The 13,464-nt window shown below is 30.4% G+C and carries 15 protein-coding genes and 2 pseudogenes; 8 read left to right on the top strand and 9 right to left on the bottom strand.

Annotated elements, in window-relative coordinates; all coding sequences use genetic code 11:
- Nucleotides 1-61: 61 nt before the first annotated feature.
- The 5 genes from fabV to PG912_RS05290 are packed head-to-tail and all read right to left on the bottom strand — an operon-like array spanning nt 62 to nt 3,763.
- The gene (fabV, locus tag PG912_RS05310) at nt 62-1,249 is read right to left on the bottom strand and encodes an enoyl-ACP reductase FabV (protein ID WP_275688770.1); all 1,188 of its coding nucleotides are present in this window, start codon (nt 1,247-1,249) and stop codon (nt 62-64) included.
- Complete coding sequence (locus tag PG912_RS05305; protein WP_275688769.1) at nt 1,227-1,637, bottom strand: glyoxalase; 411 nt, start codon at nt 1,635-1,637, stop codon at nt 1,227-1,229. The genes fabV and PG912_RS05305 overlap by 23 nt, the downstream gene beginning before the upstream one ends.
- Nucleotides 1,630-2,577: a phosphoribosylaminoimidazolesuccinocarboxamide synthase gene (locus PG912_RS05300; RefSeq protein WP_275688768.1), complete on the bottom strand. Its 948-nt coding sequence runs from the start codon at nt 2,575-2,577 to the stop codon at nt 1,630-1,632. The genes PG912_RS05305 and PG912_RS05300 overlap by 8 nt, the downstream gene beginning before the upstream one ends.
- 39 nt (nt 2,578-2,616) lie before the next feature.
- Nucleotides 2,617-2,808 (bottom strand): hypothetical protein, encoded by a 192-nt coding sequence (locus PG912_RS05295; RefSeq protein ID WP_275688767.1) that lies wholly within the window; start codon nt 2,806-2,808, stop codon nt 2,617-2,619.
- Nucleotide 2,809: 1 nt separating this feature from the next.
- Nucleotides 2,810-3,763: a PhoH family protein gene (locus PG912_RS05290; RefSeq protein ID WP_275688766.1), complete on the bottom strand. Its 954-nt coding sequence runs from the start codon at nt 3,761-3,763 to the stop codon at nt 2,810-2,812.
- Between the two features lie 120 nt (nt 3,764-3,883).
- Between PG912_RS05290 and PG912_RS05285 the strand changes: the two genes are divergently transcribed.
- Genes PG912_RS05285 through gldG form a run of 5 tightly spaced genes read left to right on the top strand, consistent with a single transcriptional unit; the run spans nt 3,884 to nt 7,919 of the window.
- Nucleotides 3,884-4,747 carry an SAM hydrolase/SAM-dependent halogenase family protein gene (locus PG912_RS05285; RefSeq protein ID WP_275688765.1) on the top strand — a complete coding sequence of 288 codons (864 nt, stop codon included), beginning with the start codon at nt 3,884-3,886 and terminating at the stop codon, nt 4,745-4,747.
- A gap of 5 nt (nt 4,748-4,752) precedes the next feature.
- Entirely contained in the window at nt 4,753-5,049 is a 297-nt protein-coding gene (locus PG912_RS05280) for a putative quinol monooxygenase (protein ID WP_275688764.1), read from the top strand.
- Nucleotides 5,049-5,573 carry a GNAT family N-acetyltransferase gene (locus tag PG912_RS05275; protein ID WP_275688763.1) on the top strand — a complete coding sequence of 175 codons (525 nt, stop codon included), beginning with the start codon at nt 5,049-5,051 and terminating at the stop codon, nt 5,571-5,573. Before PG912_RS05280 ends, PG912_RS05275 begins: the two co-directional genes overlap by 1 nt.
- The gene (gldF, locus tag PG912_RS05270) at nt 5,573-6,283 is read left to right on the top strand and encodes a gliding motility-associated ABC transporter permease subunit GldF (protein ID WP_260585195.1); all 711 of its coding nucleotides are present in this window, start codon (nt 5,573-5,575) and stop codon (nt 6,281-6,283) included. Before PG912_RS05275 ends, gldF begins: the two co-directional genes overlap by 1 nt.
- Nucleotides 6,276-7,919, top strand: a complete 1,644-nt coding sequence (gene gldG, locus PG912_RS05265) for a gliding motility-associated ABC transporter substrate-binding protein GldG (RefSeq protein WP_275688762.1) — start codon at nt 6,276-6,278, stop codon at nt 7,917-7,919. The genes gldF and gldG overlap by 8 nt, the downstream gene beginning before the upstream one ends.
- Here gldG and PG912_RS05260 read toward each other — a convergent pair.
- The 3 genes and pseudogenes from PG912_RS05260 to PG912_RS05250 all read right to left on the bottom strand — a co-directional run.
- Nucleotides 7,912-8,673, bottom strand: coding sequence for an NAD(P)-binding domain-containing protein (locus PG912_RS05260; protein WP_260585193.1), 762 nt, complete (start codon nt 8,671-8,673; stop codon nt 7,912-7,914). The genes gldG and PG912_RS05260 overlap by 8 nt on opposite strands.
- Nucleotides 8,660-8,812, bottom strand: coding sequence for an aquaporin (locus tag PG912_RS05255; protein WP_275688761.1), 153 nt, complete (start codon nt 8,810-8,812; stop codon nt 8,660-8,662). Before PG912_RS05255 ends, PG912_RS05260 begins: the two co-directional genes overlap by 14 nt.
- A gap of 82 nt (nt 8,813-8,894) precedes the next feature.
- Nucleotides 8,895-9,326, bottom strand: a pseudogene (locus PG912_RS05250) (MIP/aquaporin family protein); the annotation flags it as partial.
- 107 nt (nt 9,327-9,433) lie between these two features.
- Here PG912_RS05250 and PG912_RS05245 point away from each other — a divergent pair.
- The 3 genes and pseudogenes from PG912_RS05245 (at nt 9,434) to PG912_RS05235 (ending at nt 11,575) form a co-directional block, all read left to right on the top strand.
- Nucleotides 9,434-10,272 (top strand): annotated as a pseudogene (locus PG912_RS05245) (DUF2911 domain-containing protein).
- Between the two features lie 117 nt (nt 10,273-10,389).
- Nucleotides 10,390-10,524, top strand: a complete 135-nt coding sequence (locus tag PG912_RS05240) for an NAD(P)-binding protein (protein WP_275688760.1) — start codon at nt 10,390-10,392, stop codon at nt 10,522-10,524.
- Nucleotides 10,481-11,575, top strand: a complete 1,095-nt coding sequence (locus PG912_RS05235) for a TIGR03862 family flavoprotein (protein WP_275688759.1) — start codon at nt 10,481-10,483, stop codon at nt 11,573-11,575. The genes PG912_RS05240 and PG912_RS05235 overlap by 44 nt, the downstream gene beginning before the upstream one ends.
- Before the next feature lie 149 nt (nt 11,576-11,724).
- Here the strand turns inward: PG912_RS05235 and PG912_RS05230 are convergent, their stop codons facing one another.
- Nucleotides 11,725-13,380 carry a sodium:solute symporter gene (locus tag PG912_RS05230; RefSeq protein WP_275688758.1) on the bottom strand — a complete coding sequence of 552 codons (1,656 nt, stop codon included), beginning with the start codon at nt 13,378-13,380 and terminating at the stop codon, nt 11,725-11,727.
- Nucleotides 13,381-13,464: the final 84 nt, after the last annotated feature.

Here is a 13,464-nt window from a genome sequence, read left to right as displayed (position 1 = left end):
TAACTAAAAAACCTCATAGACGATGTATCTATGAGGTTTTCAATTTATTTTTTTATCGACTTTATTGGATACTCGGAATGTTAACTAATTCATTCACATCAACATCATAATCTACTCCGTCAACTTTAAATCCGAATAACTTAAAGAATTCTTTACTATAACCTTCTAAATCTCCTATTTCGTTTAAATTTTCAGTAGTTGCTTTTTTCCATAATTCTGCAATTTCTGCTTGCACATCTTCACGCATTTCCCAGTCATCAACTCTAATTCGTCCTTTAGCATCTAAATTTAAATCACCTCCAAATAAACGTTCGCTATACAAACGTTGAATTTGTTCGATACACCCTTCATGAATTCCTTTTGCCTTCATCACTTTAAATAATAAAGAAATATATAACGGAATTACCGGAATTGCAGAACTAGCCTGAGTTACCAATGCTTTATTTACCGAAACATAGGCTTTTCCGTTTAATGATTTTAAATCTTCAGTAATTTTAAAAGCTGTTGCTTCTAAATCGTCTTTAGCAGCACCAATTGTTCCGTTTCTGTATACTGGTTTTGTTACTTCTGGTACAATGTAAGAATAAGCAACTGTTGTAGCACCTTCTGATAATAAGTTCTCAGATTGTAATGCGTCCATCCACATTTTCCAATCTTCACCTCCCATTACCGTTACTGTATTTTCAACATCTTCTCCTTCAGCAGGATTTATAGATATTTCTGATACTTTTCCTGTATGAAAATCAACTGTTTTATTGGTAAAAACATCTCCGATTGGTTTTAAAACCGATTTAAAACGTTTTCCTGTTGTTGGATGCGTTCTTACTGGTGATGCTAAACTATAAATTACTAAATCAATTTGACCTAAATCCTCTTTTATTAAGTTTACAACTTGTTCTTTTATTTCGTTAGAAAATGCATCTCCGTTGATACTTTTTGCATACAAACCTGCTTTTGTTGCTTCTTGTTCGAAAGCTGCGGTATTATAAAACCCTGGCGATCCTGGTCTTCCTTCAGTAGCTGGTTTATCAAAGAAAACTCCGATTGTTGCAGCGTCTGAACCAAAGGCACTTGAAATTCTTGATGCCAATCCGAAACCTGTTGATGCACCTATTACTAATACTTTTTTGGCTCCTTCAATTTTTCCTTTCGATTGTACGTATGCTATTTGATCTTTTATATTTTGTTCACATCCTGTTGGGTGAGATGTTAAACAAATAAACCCTCTAGTTCTTGGTGCTATTATCATTGTTGTTTGTTTTAAAATCTTTAATTTCTAATTGACTGTCTTTGATTCGTTGGCCAATCATCATTAAAATTCTTTTATTAATATCAGTATTATTTTCTTTATAAAACTCAAATTCACCAACGGTAAACTGACCTATAATTAAACCTAAAAACTGATTTTTTAAATTTATATTTTTTTTGGTGATATTGTTCACCACTTTATTAAACTTCTCTTTTTCGACATTTAAAATATCTACTTTTTGCTTATTACAGAAAAAAATGAAAAACTGTAGCAATAAATCATGTTGTAATTTTAAAATTGGACGCACAGTCTTATTCTGAAAATCTTCAATAGGTATTTCAGATGAAAAGTTTAAAACTGGTCTAATAGTTAGTTTTTTACTATCCATTCAAAAAATTAACAACATTTTTTTCTATACGAGCTAATACATTTTCAGTATTTGCTTTTACAAATTTCTCTCCTGTAATTTGTTCGTACAATTCGATATATCTATTTGAAATTTCGATAACTTTTTCATCAGACATTTCAGGAATTTGTTGTCCGTCTTTTCCTTGAAAATTATTTTCAATTAACCACTGACGTACAAACTCTTTTGATAACTGCTTTTGAGCTTCTCCTTTATCTTGTCTATCCTGATATCCATCAGCATAAAAATAGCGTGAAGAATCTGGTGTATGAATTTCATCAATCAATACAATTTTGCCTTCCTTTGTTTTTCCGAATTCATATTTAGTATCTACTAAAATCAATCCGCGAGAAGCTGCTATCTCAGTTCCTCTTTGAAATAAAGCACGTGTATATTTTTCTAAAACGATGTAATCTTCTTCAGAAACAACTCCTTTTGATAAAATTTCTTCACGAGTTATATCTTCATCATGATCACCATTATCAGCCTTGGTAGATGGTGTAATTATAGGAATAGGAAACTTGTCGTTTTCCTGCATTCCTTCTGCCATTGTTACGCCACATAAAACTCTTTTACCTGCTTTATATTCACGTGCTGCATGACCAGACATATAACCACGAATTACCATTTCTACCTTAAAAGGTTCACATAAATGACCAATTGCAACGTTTTCATCTGGATTTGCATGTAACCAATTCGGAACAATATCAGCAGTATCATTCATCATTTTGGAGGCAATCTGATTTAAAATCTGCCCTTTAAAAGGAATTTGACGTGGTAAAACTACATCGAAAGCTGATAATCTATCAGAAGCTATCATTACTAATAACTCATCATTTATATTATAAACCTCGCGTACTTTACCTTTATAAACTGACTTTTGTTTTGGAAATTGAAAGTTAGTTTCATTAATTGTATTCATTCTTTGTTTGTTGTGTTGTTGGCTGCAAAAATATACTATTTATTTTTCTTTTTTATTTCTTTCCTTAAAAGAATAAAATAAAGAAAAAGACGAGCCTATAATTAAAAACCATAAGCCTGTTCCTTTTAAAAATGATGGAAGAATAGTATTGTTTTTAGATTCTAAAAAGTAAATTACTATACCTATAATACATATTAAAAGCCCTAATAAAGCGATTACCTTCTTTTTCATACTATTCTGTTTCTATACTTTTATAGGCTTTAATAATTTTTTTGATCAATCGATGGCGTACTACATCTTTATCATCCAGATACACTTGTGCTATACCTCCAATATCTTTTAAAGCCAATAATGCCTGTTTTAACCCAGAAACTTGTTTACGCGGTAAATCTATTTGCCCAGGATCTCCTGTTATAATAAACTTTGCATGTTTTCCCATTCTTGTTAAGAACATTTTCATTTGATTATGCGTTGTATTCTGAGCTTCATCTAAAATAACAAAAGCATTATCTAAAGTACGTCCACGCATAAATGCCAAAGGAGCAATTTGTATAATTCCTTTTTCTAAATGCGATTCTAGTTTTTCATGTGGAATCATATCTCGTAAAGCATCATATAAAGGTTGCATATACGGATCTAATTTTTCTTTTAAATCACCCGGTAAAAAACCTAAATTCTCTCCAGATTCTACAGCAGGTCTTGTTAAAATTATTCTACGGACTTCTTTTTCTTTTAATGCTTTTACTGCCAGGGCAACTGCTGTATACGTTTTTCCTGTTCCTGCTGGACCAACAGCAAAAAGCATATCATTTTTTTGCATCAAATCAACCATTTTACGTTGATTTGTTGTTTGTGCTTTTATCAATTTACCATTAACACCATGCACTAAAACACCTTCTATTTTTCCGGATTTTCGAATTTCTTCTTCTTTTCCCGTTGCTGTTAAAACACGTTCAATGCTGTTTTCATCTAATTTATTATATTTATTGAAGTACTTTACAAGCATTTCTAACCGTTTTTCTAATTCATCTAGAATTTCAGGTTCTCCATAAATTTTAAGTTTATTTCCTCTAGCAACAATTTTCACTTTCGGAAAGTACTTTTTTAACGCTGTAATTGTACTGTTTTGAGCTCCAAAAAATTCATTTGGGTCGATTTCTGTTAGTTCAATGATACGTTCGTTCAAATGACAAAGGTTTTAATATTATTCACTTTAAAAATAATGATTATTTTTATTGAATTATGTAGTTTTGCTATAAATTTTAGCTTACTTTTTCAACCTACTAATTAACAAGCAATTAAATTAATGTCTCTAATTACATTAACTACCGATTTTGGAATAAAAGACCACTTTGTAGGGGCTGTAAAAGGAGCAATTTATAGTGAATTACCTGAAGCTAAAATTGTTGACATTACACATCATATAACCCCATTTAACATTACAGAAACTGCTTATATTTTAAAAAACACCTATAAAAGTTTCCCTGATAAAACAATTCATATCGTTGGGGTAGATTCTGAATTAAGTCCAGAGAATAAACATATTGCAATTGAATTAGACAATCATTATTTTATTTGTCCTGATAACGGATTAATTGCTATGATTGCATCAGAAATAAAACCAACAAAAATTGTTGAAATCAATATTCACAATCATATCGAAACCAGTTTTCCTGTATTAGATGTTTTTGTGCAAGTTGCTTCACATATTGCTCGTGGTGGTAGCCTAAATGTTATTGGTAAAGAAATAGCTTCTTATAAAAGTAGTGTTGAAATTCAGCCAAAAGTAAATCAAGCAAAAGACATTATTATTGGAGGAGTTATTTATGTTGATAATTACGGAAATGTAATTACGAATATTAATAAAAAACTTTTTATAACTATAGGTAAAGGTCGTAATTTTACCATTGCTGCCAAACGATCTATTTTTAATAAAATTTACAATCGCTATAATGAAATTGTAGATTACTCTGTTTCTAAAGAAAAAAGGAATTGTGATGGCGAAAAATTAGCTATTTTTAATTCGGCTGGTTTTTTAGAAATTGCTATTTACCGAAGTAATTTAGATAATGTTGGCGGAGCTTCTACATTATTAGGGCTAGGATATAGAGATACAATTACCATTGAATTTGAAACTATTGAAACACCCGATTTTACCACAATAAATTAAAAAACATGTTTGTACGAATTGTAAAAATGAGTTTTCAATCAGAGAAAATTGAAGAATTCTTAGCTAATTTTAACACCAAAAAAGAGTTTATTAGAAGCTCACCAGGTTGCCGTTTATTAGAATTGTATAGAGATAAAAACAATCCAGATATTTTCTTTACTTACAGCTATTGGGAAACCGAACAAGATTTAGAAAACTACCGAAACTCTGACTTATTTAAAGGAGTTTGGGCACAAACAAAAGTATTATTTAACGACAAACCATTAGCGTGGAGTGTTGACAAAACCGTAAGCCTACCATAATGAACTACCCTAGTATTTTCCCTGAATTATCTACCGAAAGATTAACATTACGTCAGTTATCTTTTAATGATAAACGAACTATTTTTAAATTGCGTTCTAACAAAGAAGTTAACAAACTAATTGTTAGAGATACGCCTAAAAACTTAAATGATGCCGATTCTTTTATTCAAACTTGTTTGGATGAATTTGAAAAAGGGAATCGAATTTTTTGGGCAATTCAGCATCAAGAAAACAACCAAATAATTGGTACCATCGTTTATCATAATATCAATGCCGAAAATAATTATGCTGAAATAGGGTATGAATTAAATCCCGATTTTCATAATGAAGGTTTTATGAGTGAAGCTATGGCTACTGTTTTAGAATATGGAAAATCAGTTTTAAAACTACAAACAATTGAAGCTTTTACACATCAAAATAATACTGCGTCAATAACGTTATTAAAAAAACATCAGTTTATTTTAGATGATGATGATTTATTTGATGGTAATACTATTTTTCGCCTCGATATAAACCCAGCATAATGTACGCCATACTAAAAAAAGAATTCAACTCATTTTTTGCATCACCAATAGCTTATTTAGTTATCGGTGTTTTTTTACTCGTAAACGGATTATTTTTATGGGTTTTTAAAGACAATTTTAATATTTTAAATGCTGGTTTTGCCGATTTAAGTTCTTTCTTTTATTTAGCACCTTGGTTATTTTTATTTCTGATTCCGGCAATTACCATGAAGAGTTTTGCTGATGAATTTAATAGCGGAACCATAGAAATTTTAAAAACAAAACCTGTTACCGATTGGCAAATTGTATTAGGTAAGTTTACCGCATCTTTACTTTTAGTTTGTGTTGCTTTAATACCAACATTAACTTATGTTTATACCGTTTACACGATTGGAAATCCTGTTGGAAATTTAGATATTGGTAGTACAATTGGTTCGTATTTAGGATTACTTTTTTTAGCTGCCACTTATACCGCAATTGGTTTATTTACATCTACACTTTCTAAAAATCAGATTGTAGCCTTTATTTTAAGTGTCTTTATCACTTTTATTTTTTTCTACGGATTTGATGCTGTAAGTAGCACTTTAGGAAACTCGATACAACAATTAGGAATAAACGAACATTTTAAAAGTATTAGCCGTGGTGTAATTGACACACGTGATGTTATCTATTTTTTAAGTGTTACTTTTTTCTTTTTATTCATCACCAAACAACAATTAAAAAATGAGTAAAAAGATACAACATATAGCCTTTGCTCTTATCGGATTGTTATTATTAAACTATCTTTCAACATCAATATACAAAAGGTTTGATTTAACAAAAGATAAGCGTTTTACAATATCTGATGTTAGTAAAAACATATTAGATAATATTGATAATACTGTTTTTGTAAACGTGTATTTAGAAGGTGATTTTCCTGCTGAATTTAAAAGATTACAGATTGAAACACGTCAATTTTTAGAGGAATTAAAAGCTCAGAATTCGAATATTTTATTTCGATTTATAAATCCTGATAATATTCGTGAGCAATTGATACAAAAAGGAATGATGCCTACGCAATTAACTGTTGAAGAGGATGGAAAACTATCACAAGCTATTATTTTTCCTTGGGCAGAAATTAATCTTGGTAAAAAATCTACTTTAGTCTCTTTATTACCAAATGCAATAGCCAAAACTCAAGAAGACCAATTACAAAATGCTATTGAAAAATTAGAATATTCTTTTGCAAATGCATTGAATAATATCACCAAAAATAAAAAACAAAAAATAGCAGTTATTTCAGGTAATGGCGAGTTAGAAGATATTTATTTATACAGTTTATTAAGTGAAGTAGGAAAAAATTATCACTTAGCTAAATTCACTTTAGATAGTGTTGCTAAAAATCCGCAGAAAACACTTAAAGATTTAACAAAATATGATTTGGCTATTGTTGCCAAACCAACCGAACGTTTTACCGAACAAGAAAAATTTACACTCGATCAATTTATTACCAACGGAGGAAAATCTCTGTGGATGATTGATCAAAATTATGCTGATACCGATAGTTTGTATAACGAAGGAAAAATGCTTGCTTTTCCGCGTGATTTAAATTTAACCGATTTATTATTCAGTTATCAAGTTCGGGTAAATAATAAACTAATTCAAGATTTATACTCGGCTAAAATCCCGCTTGCTACAGGGAACACCGGAAATCAAGCGCAGTTTCAACATTTAAATTGGTTTTATCATCCGTTAGCAAACGGAAATCCAAATCATTCGATAACAAAAAATATAGCTCCAGTTCGCTTTCGTTTTACCACTCAAATTGACACTTTAAAAGGTAATATTAAAAAAACACCTTTATTTATTACTTCAGTTTTAAGTAAAAAAATCGGAACTCCAAATTTTGTAGAACTACAAAGTATTGCCCAACAACCTAAAGAAAATGAGTATAAAAGCGACTCACAGCTTTTAGGTGTTTTATTAGAAGGTAATTTTAATTCTGCCTATAAAAATAGAACAAAACCGTTTGATACTCCTAATTTTAAATCAGAAAGTAATCCTAATAAAATGGTTGTTATTGCTGATGGAGATATCGCTAAAAATCAAATTTTAAAAGGTAAACCACACGATTTAGCTTTGGATAAATGGACAGGGGAACAATTTGGAAATAAAGAGTTTTTAATAAACACTATTGATTATTTATTAGACGATGTTGGTTTAATTAATTTACGAAATAAAACATTGCAGATAAACTTACTTGATAAACAAAAAGCTTACACCGAAAAAAGTTTTTGGCAGTTTATAAATATCGGTATTCCGTTAATTTTACTAGCTATATTTGGCTTCGTTTTTAACTATCTAAGAAAAATAAAATATGCTAAATAGACAGCAAATCGTCGTGAATAAAAGTATAATCTAAAGCTTGTTGTATTTTTTTCGAACTGATAATCTTCCACTCATAAACTTCATTGTTTTCAAACTCTGGAACTTCAAAGTCGTTCCTTAATTTGGCTAAGGTGTAAAACTCTCTTCTTGTTGGATGATGGTTAGAACATGCATTAAAAGTTTCACCCCAACAATTCTGATCAATAATTGTATGAATAATCTCTATACAATCGTCTTTATGAATCATATTTACAAAACCTTTTGGATGTGGTATTTTTCTTCCATTTTTAAACCAATTACTTGGTTGTCTTACATCTCCAAATAAACCTGCAAAACGAATAATAGTAGTTTCGAAAAAAGTATTTTCTCTAAATAAATTTTCTATTGCTGTTAAAGGAGTTTTTAAAACTTCATCTTCTTCTGTCATGATTTTATTAACTCTTCCATAAACTGAGGTAGAACTAATAAAGATTATTTTTTGTATTGGAGAGTTTTCTATTTGAGCAATTAAATTTTCAAAACTATCAACATCTTTAGAAGTAATTGTAATAATTAAAATATCTGAATTTAAGAAAGTATCAAACTCTTCAAATTCAGAAATATTAACAATATAAGGTGCTATTCCGTTAACTTCTAAAAGATCTAATTTTTCTTCAGAAGTTGTAGAGCCTTTTACTTTATATCCTTCATTTAATAACGAAACTGCTAATGATTTTCCTAACCACCCACAGCCTAAAATACTAACATTCTTCATCACAACAATTATTGTCTTTTACAAATTTACAAGAAACTACCGCTAATAAAGCTCCTAAAATTGGGGCTAAAACATACAACCACAAATGCTCTAAATGCCCAGAAACTAAAGCCGGAGCAATAGAACGTGCTGGATTCATAGACGCTTTGGTCATTGGATCCTGCAAACATAGCTTCTAACAAAACAACGCCTCCAATAGCAATACCTGCCATTACACCTACTTCTTTACTTCCGCTAGAAACATTAATAATTGTTAGCATTAAAAAGAAGGTTAGCAGTAATTCTAAAATAAACGCTCGCCATGGTTCTAATACAGGAATGGTTGCACCATAATATTCACTTTCAGGAAATAACACCCATAAAATGCAACTAGCAAGTAACGCTCCTACTAATTGAGCAATTATATATTTAGGAACTTCTTTCCATGAAAACTTTTTAGCATACGCAAAAGCTATAGTAACTGCTGGATTAAAATGTGCTCCTGATATTTCACCAAAAGCGTAAATCATCGCCATTACTATTAACCCCCAAGTTATTGCAACACCTGTATGCGTTAAATCGGTTCCGCCAGTTATTTCACTCACTGTCATTGCACCAGTACCACAAAAAACCAAAGCAAAAGTTCCTATCAATTCAGAAATATATTTTTTCATATTGCAAATATCAACTAAAAAAATGATGTTTATTTTAAGTTTTCATTAACATTTAACTCAATTTTTACTCGTAATTTTAGCATCGAAACAAAAACAAACCAATTATCATGAAAAAATTAGTTTTAAGCTTATTTGTAGCTGCACTTACGTTAACTACAAATGCACAAATAAAAACTCCAGCTCCTAGCCCTTCTTCTAAATTAGAACAAACTGTTGGATTATCAGATGTTACAGTTGAATATTCTAGACCAGGAATGAGAGGAAGAACTATTTTTGGAGACTTAGTACCTTACGGAAAAGTATGGAGAACTGGAGCTAACGAAAACACTAAAGTTACTTTTAGTACTGACGTTACTATCGATGGAAAAGAGTTAAAAAAAGGAACATACGCTTTATATACTAAACCAGGAAAAACTTCTTGGGAAGTAATTTTTTATTCGGATGCAACAAATTGGGGTAATCCAAGAAAATGGGATGATAAAAAAATAGCTTTATCTACCACTGTAAAGGCTGATATGATGCCAATGAAAATAGAAACTTTTACAATTACTATTGACGATATTACTAATAACTCTGCTGTTTTAGGAATGTTATGGGAAAACGCTTATGTTGGTGTAAAATTTAACACGCCTACGGATAAAGCTGTTGAAGCTAGTATTGCTGCAACTATGCAAGGCCAAAAGCTGGTGATTTTTACTCTGCTGCTGTATATTATTTACAGAGTGGTAAAGACATTAAAAAAGCAGCAACTTGGATTAACAAAGCAGTAGATATGACTAAAGATCAACCTCGTTTTTGGTATTTGCGTCAGCAATCTTTAATCTTAGCGAAAGCTGGAGATAAAAAAGGAGCTGTTAAAGCTGCAAAAGCATCTTTAGCTGGTGCTGAAAAAGCAGGTAACGCTGATTATATTAAAATGAATAAAGAGTTTTTAGCTAAAATGTAATTCATTTAAAAGTAAAAAACGTTTATATAAAATAATGTCTGCAACTTCGGTTTCAGACATTATTTGTTTTATACCCTTTTTTTTATTATCCTAAAAAACAAATAGTAACTTTGTGCTATGAAAAAATCAATAGCCATTATTGGAGGTGGACCTTCTGCTCTCTTTACAGCAGTTTTTTTAGATTCAAATAAATTTGATATCACAATTTATGAAAAAAAAATCTATTGGGAGAAAGTTTTTAGTCGCTGGTGATGGTGGATTTAACCTTAGCCATGGTGAGCATATTGATAAAATGATTACCCGCTATACACCTACTTCATTTCTTAAAAATGCTTTATTAAACTTTACGAATGAAGATTTACGTAACTGGTTGTTATCTATTGATATTCCAACTTTTGTAGGAAGTAGTAATCGCATATATCCTGAAAAAGGAATTAAACCTATTACAGTTCTTACCAACATCAAACAGTTTTTAATTGATAAAAACATACAGTTTCTATACAATTATGAATGGAAAGATTGGAGTGATAAAAGTGAATTGATTTTTAATGACAATAAAATTGTAAGAGCTGATTATACTATTTTTTCATTAGGTGGTGCTAGTTGGAAAATTACTGGATCAGAAGGTAATTGGGCGGATAATTTTAAGGAGAAAGATATAAATACACTTCCTTTTTTACCTGCTAATTGTGCTTACAATATTAATTGGAAAAGTGATTTTATATCTAAAAACGAAGGACAGCCTTTAAAAAATATTGCACTTTCTTGTTTAGATAAAAAACAAAAAGGAGAATTGGTTATTACAAAATTCGGATTAGAAGGAAATGCTATTTATGCATTGAGTCCGCAAATACAATCGCAATTAACTGCTAACAAAAAACCTGTTGTTTATTTAGATTTAAAACCAACTCTTGAATTAGCAACAATTCAAAAAAAAATAAAGGATTCTCATTTAAGAATAACTGATATTCTTAAAAAAATACTGAGGTTAAGTTCACCTCAAATTGCTCTTTTAAAAACTATTTTAACAAAAGAAGAATACATCAACAAAAATAATATTGCTAAAAAAATAAAAGCGTTACCTCTTGTAATCGAAGCGGCTGCTCCTTTAAATGAAGCTATTTCAACTACTGGCGGAATTCCTTTAAACGAAGTCACCGAAAATTTCGAGTTAAAAAAACTCAAAAATAATTATTGTATCGGTGAAATGTTAGATTGGAACGCGCCTACCGGAGGTTATTTATTACAAGCCTGTTTTAGTATGGGAACTTATGTTGCAAAGCATTTGAATGAAAAAGAATAAACCTTCTTAACATCATTCTTAATTTATTTCAAAATCTCATCTATCATAGCACCCAATGCTTATGCGAACCTGAAACAAGTTCAGGTTGACGTATTCGATATCTTTTTAATTTCTGTTTATATCAGAATAACTAAACTTACAACTATTACTTATTTCTTATTTAAAAATGGTTGTAATAAAGAAGCTATTAAAATTACCAATCCGCAACCCAAAGCATTTAACCATAAGAAAGGTAGCCAATCTGCTTTCCAAACATAAATAATAATTAACTGAGTGATAATTGCGGCTATAAAAACGGCATTCGATTTCACAAATTTAAAGAAGAAAGCTAATAAGAATATCCCTAAAACATTTCCGTAGAAAATAGAACCGATAATATTAACTAACTGAATTAAATTATCAAATAAATTGGCTACACAAGCTACAGAAATTGCTAAAAGTCCCCATCCTAAAGTAAACCATTTGGTCATTTTAACATAATGCTCTTCACTCCTATCCTTCTTTTGATTTCTTTTATATAAATCGATAACAGTGGTTGATGCCAACGCATTTAACTCAGATGCTGTAGATGACATTGCTGCCGATAAAATTACCGCTAACAATAAGCCGATTAAACCTTTTGGTAAATTGTGTAAAATAAAATGAATAAAAACATAATCTTTATCATTCGTTTCTACTATAGCGTCTGCTTTTGTAATTATTGCTTTAGCTTGCTTTTTTATTGATTTATCTTGCTCGTTTAACGCTTGTAATTGTTTTTTATTTTTGTCGGATAATCCATCAAAAATCAAAGCTTTTTTCTGATTTTCAATCTGGATATGTTTATCACCTAAAGCCTTATACTCTGATGCATATTGAGAATTTTCAACAGCTTCTTTTGCCTTCGGATTAAAGTTTAAAGGCGAAGTATTAAATTGATAAAAAACAAAAACCATTACCCCAACCAATAGGATAAAAAATTGCATAGGCACTTTTAACAATCCGTTAAAAATTAAACCTAACTGACTTTCTCGAACCGATTTTCCTGATAAATATCGCTGAACTTGACTCTGATCGGTTCCGAAATAAGAAAGCATTAAAAATGTTCCTCCTAAAATACCTGTCCAAACTGTGTAGCGATTATTTAAATCCCAAGAAAAATCTAATACTTGCATTTTATCCGAAGCTCCGGCAATTTCTAACGCTTTTGTAAATGTAATTCCGTCAGGTAAATATTGTAATATCAAATAGAAGGCAATAAACATTCCTGCAAAAATTACTGCCATTTGTTGTTTTTGAGTAACACTTACGGCTTTTGTTCCGCCAGAAACAGTATAAATAATTACTAAGAATCCGATGATTATATTTAATGTAATTAAATCCCAACCTAATACAGCTGACAAAATAATTGCAGGCGCAAAAATGGTAATTCCTGCTGCTAATCCTCTTTGAATTAAAAATAAAATAGCAGTTAAAGTTCTTGTTTTTTTATCAAAACGCCCTTCTAAATATTCGTACGCTGTATATACTTTTAATCGATGATAAATCGGGATAAATACCAAACAAATGATGACCATAGCAATTGGCAATCCGAAGTAAAATTGTACAAAACCCATTCCGCTATGAAATGCCTGTCCTGGTGTAGATAAAAAGGTAATCGCACTCGCTTGTGTTGCCATTACCGACAAACCAATTGTCCACCATTTACTATCGCTTCCTCCTTTAATATAATCTTCAGCGTTTTTTCTTCCTCTAGTTTTCCAAACTCCGTAAAAAACAATAAATGATAATGTTAACGAAAGTACTACCCAGTCTATAGTTTGCATATTCTAATTCGTATATAAATTTGTAATAATATAAAATAATGCGATGTAAACTACATTTGCAATCAACACTACAGTGTATTCTTT

This window comes from Tenacibaculum retecalamus, assembly GCF_027941755.1.
Taxonomy (GTDB): Bacteria; Bacteroidota; Bacteroidia; order Flavobacteriales; family Flavobacteriaceae; genus Polaribacter; species Polaribacter haliotis_B.
The sequence above is the reverse complement of the archived record's forward strand: the minus strand, read 5'-3'. Positions and strand labels throughout refer to the sequence as shown.

Coding starts and splice junctions, on each gene's coding strand:
- PG912_RS05235 (WP_275688759.1), top strand. CDS start 10,481: ATGAAAAAAAAATCTATTGGGAGAAAGTTTTTAGTCGCTGGTGATGGT.
- PG912_RS05295 (WP_275688767.1), bottom strand. CDS start 2,808: ATGAAAAAGAAGGTAATCGCTTTATTAGGGCTTTTAATATGTATTATA.
- PG912_RS05255 (WP_275688761.1), bottom strand. CDS start 8,812: ATGAATCCAGCACGTTCTATTGCTCCGGCTTTAGTTTCTGGGCATTTA.
- fabV (WP_275688770.1), bottom strand. CDS start 1,249: ATGATAATAGCACCAAGAACTAGAGGGTTTATTTGTTTAACATCTCAC.
- PG912_RS05280 (WP_275688764.1), top strand. CDS start 4,753: ATGTTTGTACGAATTGTAAAAATGAGTTTTCAATCAGAGAAAATTGAA.
- PG912_RS05305 (WP_275688769.1), bottom strand. CDS start 1,637: ATGGATAGTAAAAAACTAACTATTAGACCAGTTTTAAACTTTTCATCT.
- gldF (WP_260585195.1), top strand. CDS start 5,573: ATGTACGCCATACTAAAAAAAGAATTCAACTCATTTTTTGCATCACCA.
- PG912_RS05260 (WP_260585193.1), bottom strand. CDS start 8,673: ATGAAGAATGTTAGTATTTTAGGCTGTGGGTGGTTAGGAAAATCATTA.
- PG912_RS05275 (WP_275688763.1), top strand. CDS start 5,049: ATGAACTACCCTAGTATTTTCCCTGAATTATCTACCGAAAGATTAACA.
- PG912_RS05230 (WP_275688758.1), bottom strand. CDS start 13,380: ATGCAAACTATAGACTGGGTAGTACTTTCGTTAACATTATCATTTATT.
- gldG (WP_275688762.1), top strand. CDS start 6,276: ATGAGTAAAAAGATACAACATATAGCCTTTGCTCTTATCGGATTGTTA.
- PG912_RS05300 (WP_275688768.1), bottom strand. CDS start 2,577: ATGAATACAATTAATGAAACTAACTTTCAATTTCCAAAACAAAAGTCA.
- PG912_RS05285 (WP_275688765.1), top strand. CDS start 3,884: ATGTCTCTAATTACATTAACTACCGATTTTGGAATAAAAGACCACTTT.
- PG912_RS05240 (WP_275688760.1), top strand. CDS start 10,390: ATGAAAAAATCAATAGCCATTATTGGAGGTGGACCTTCTGCTCTCTTT.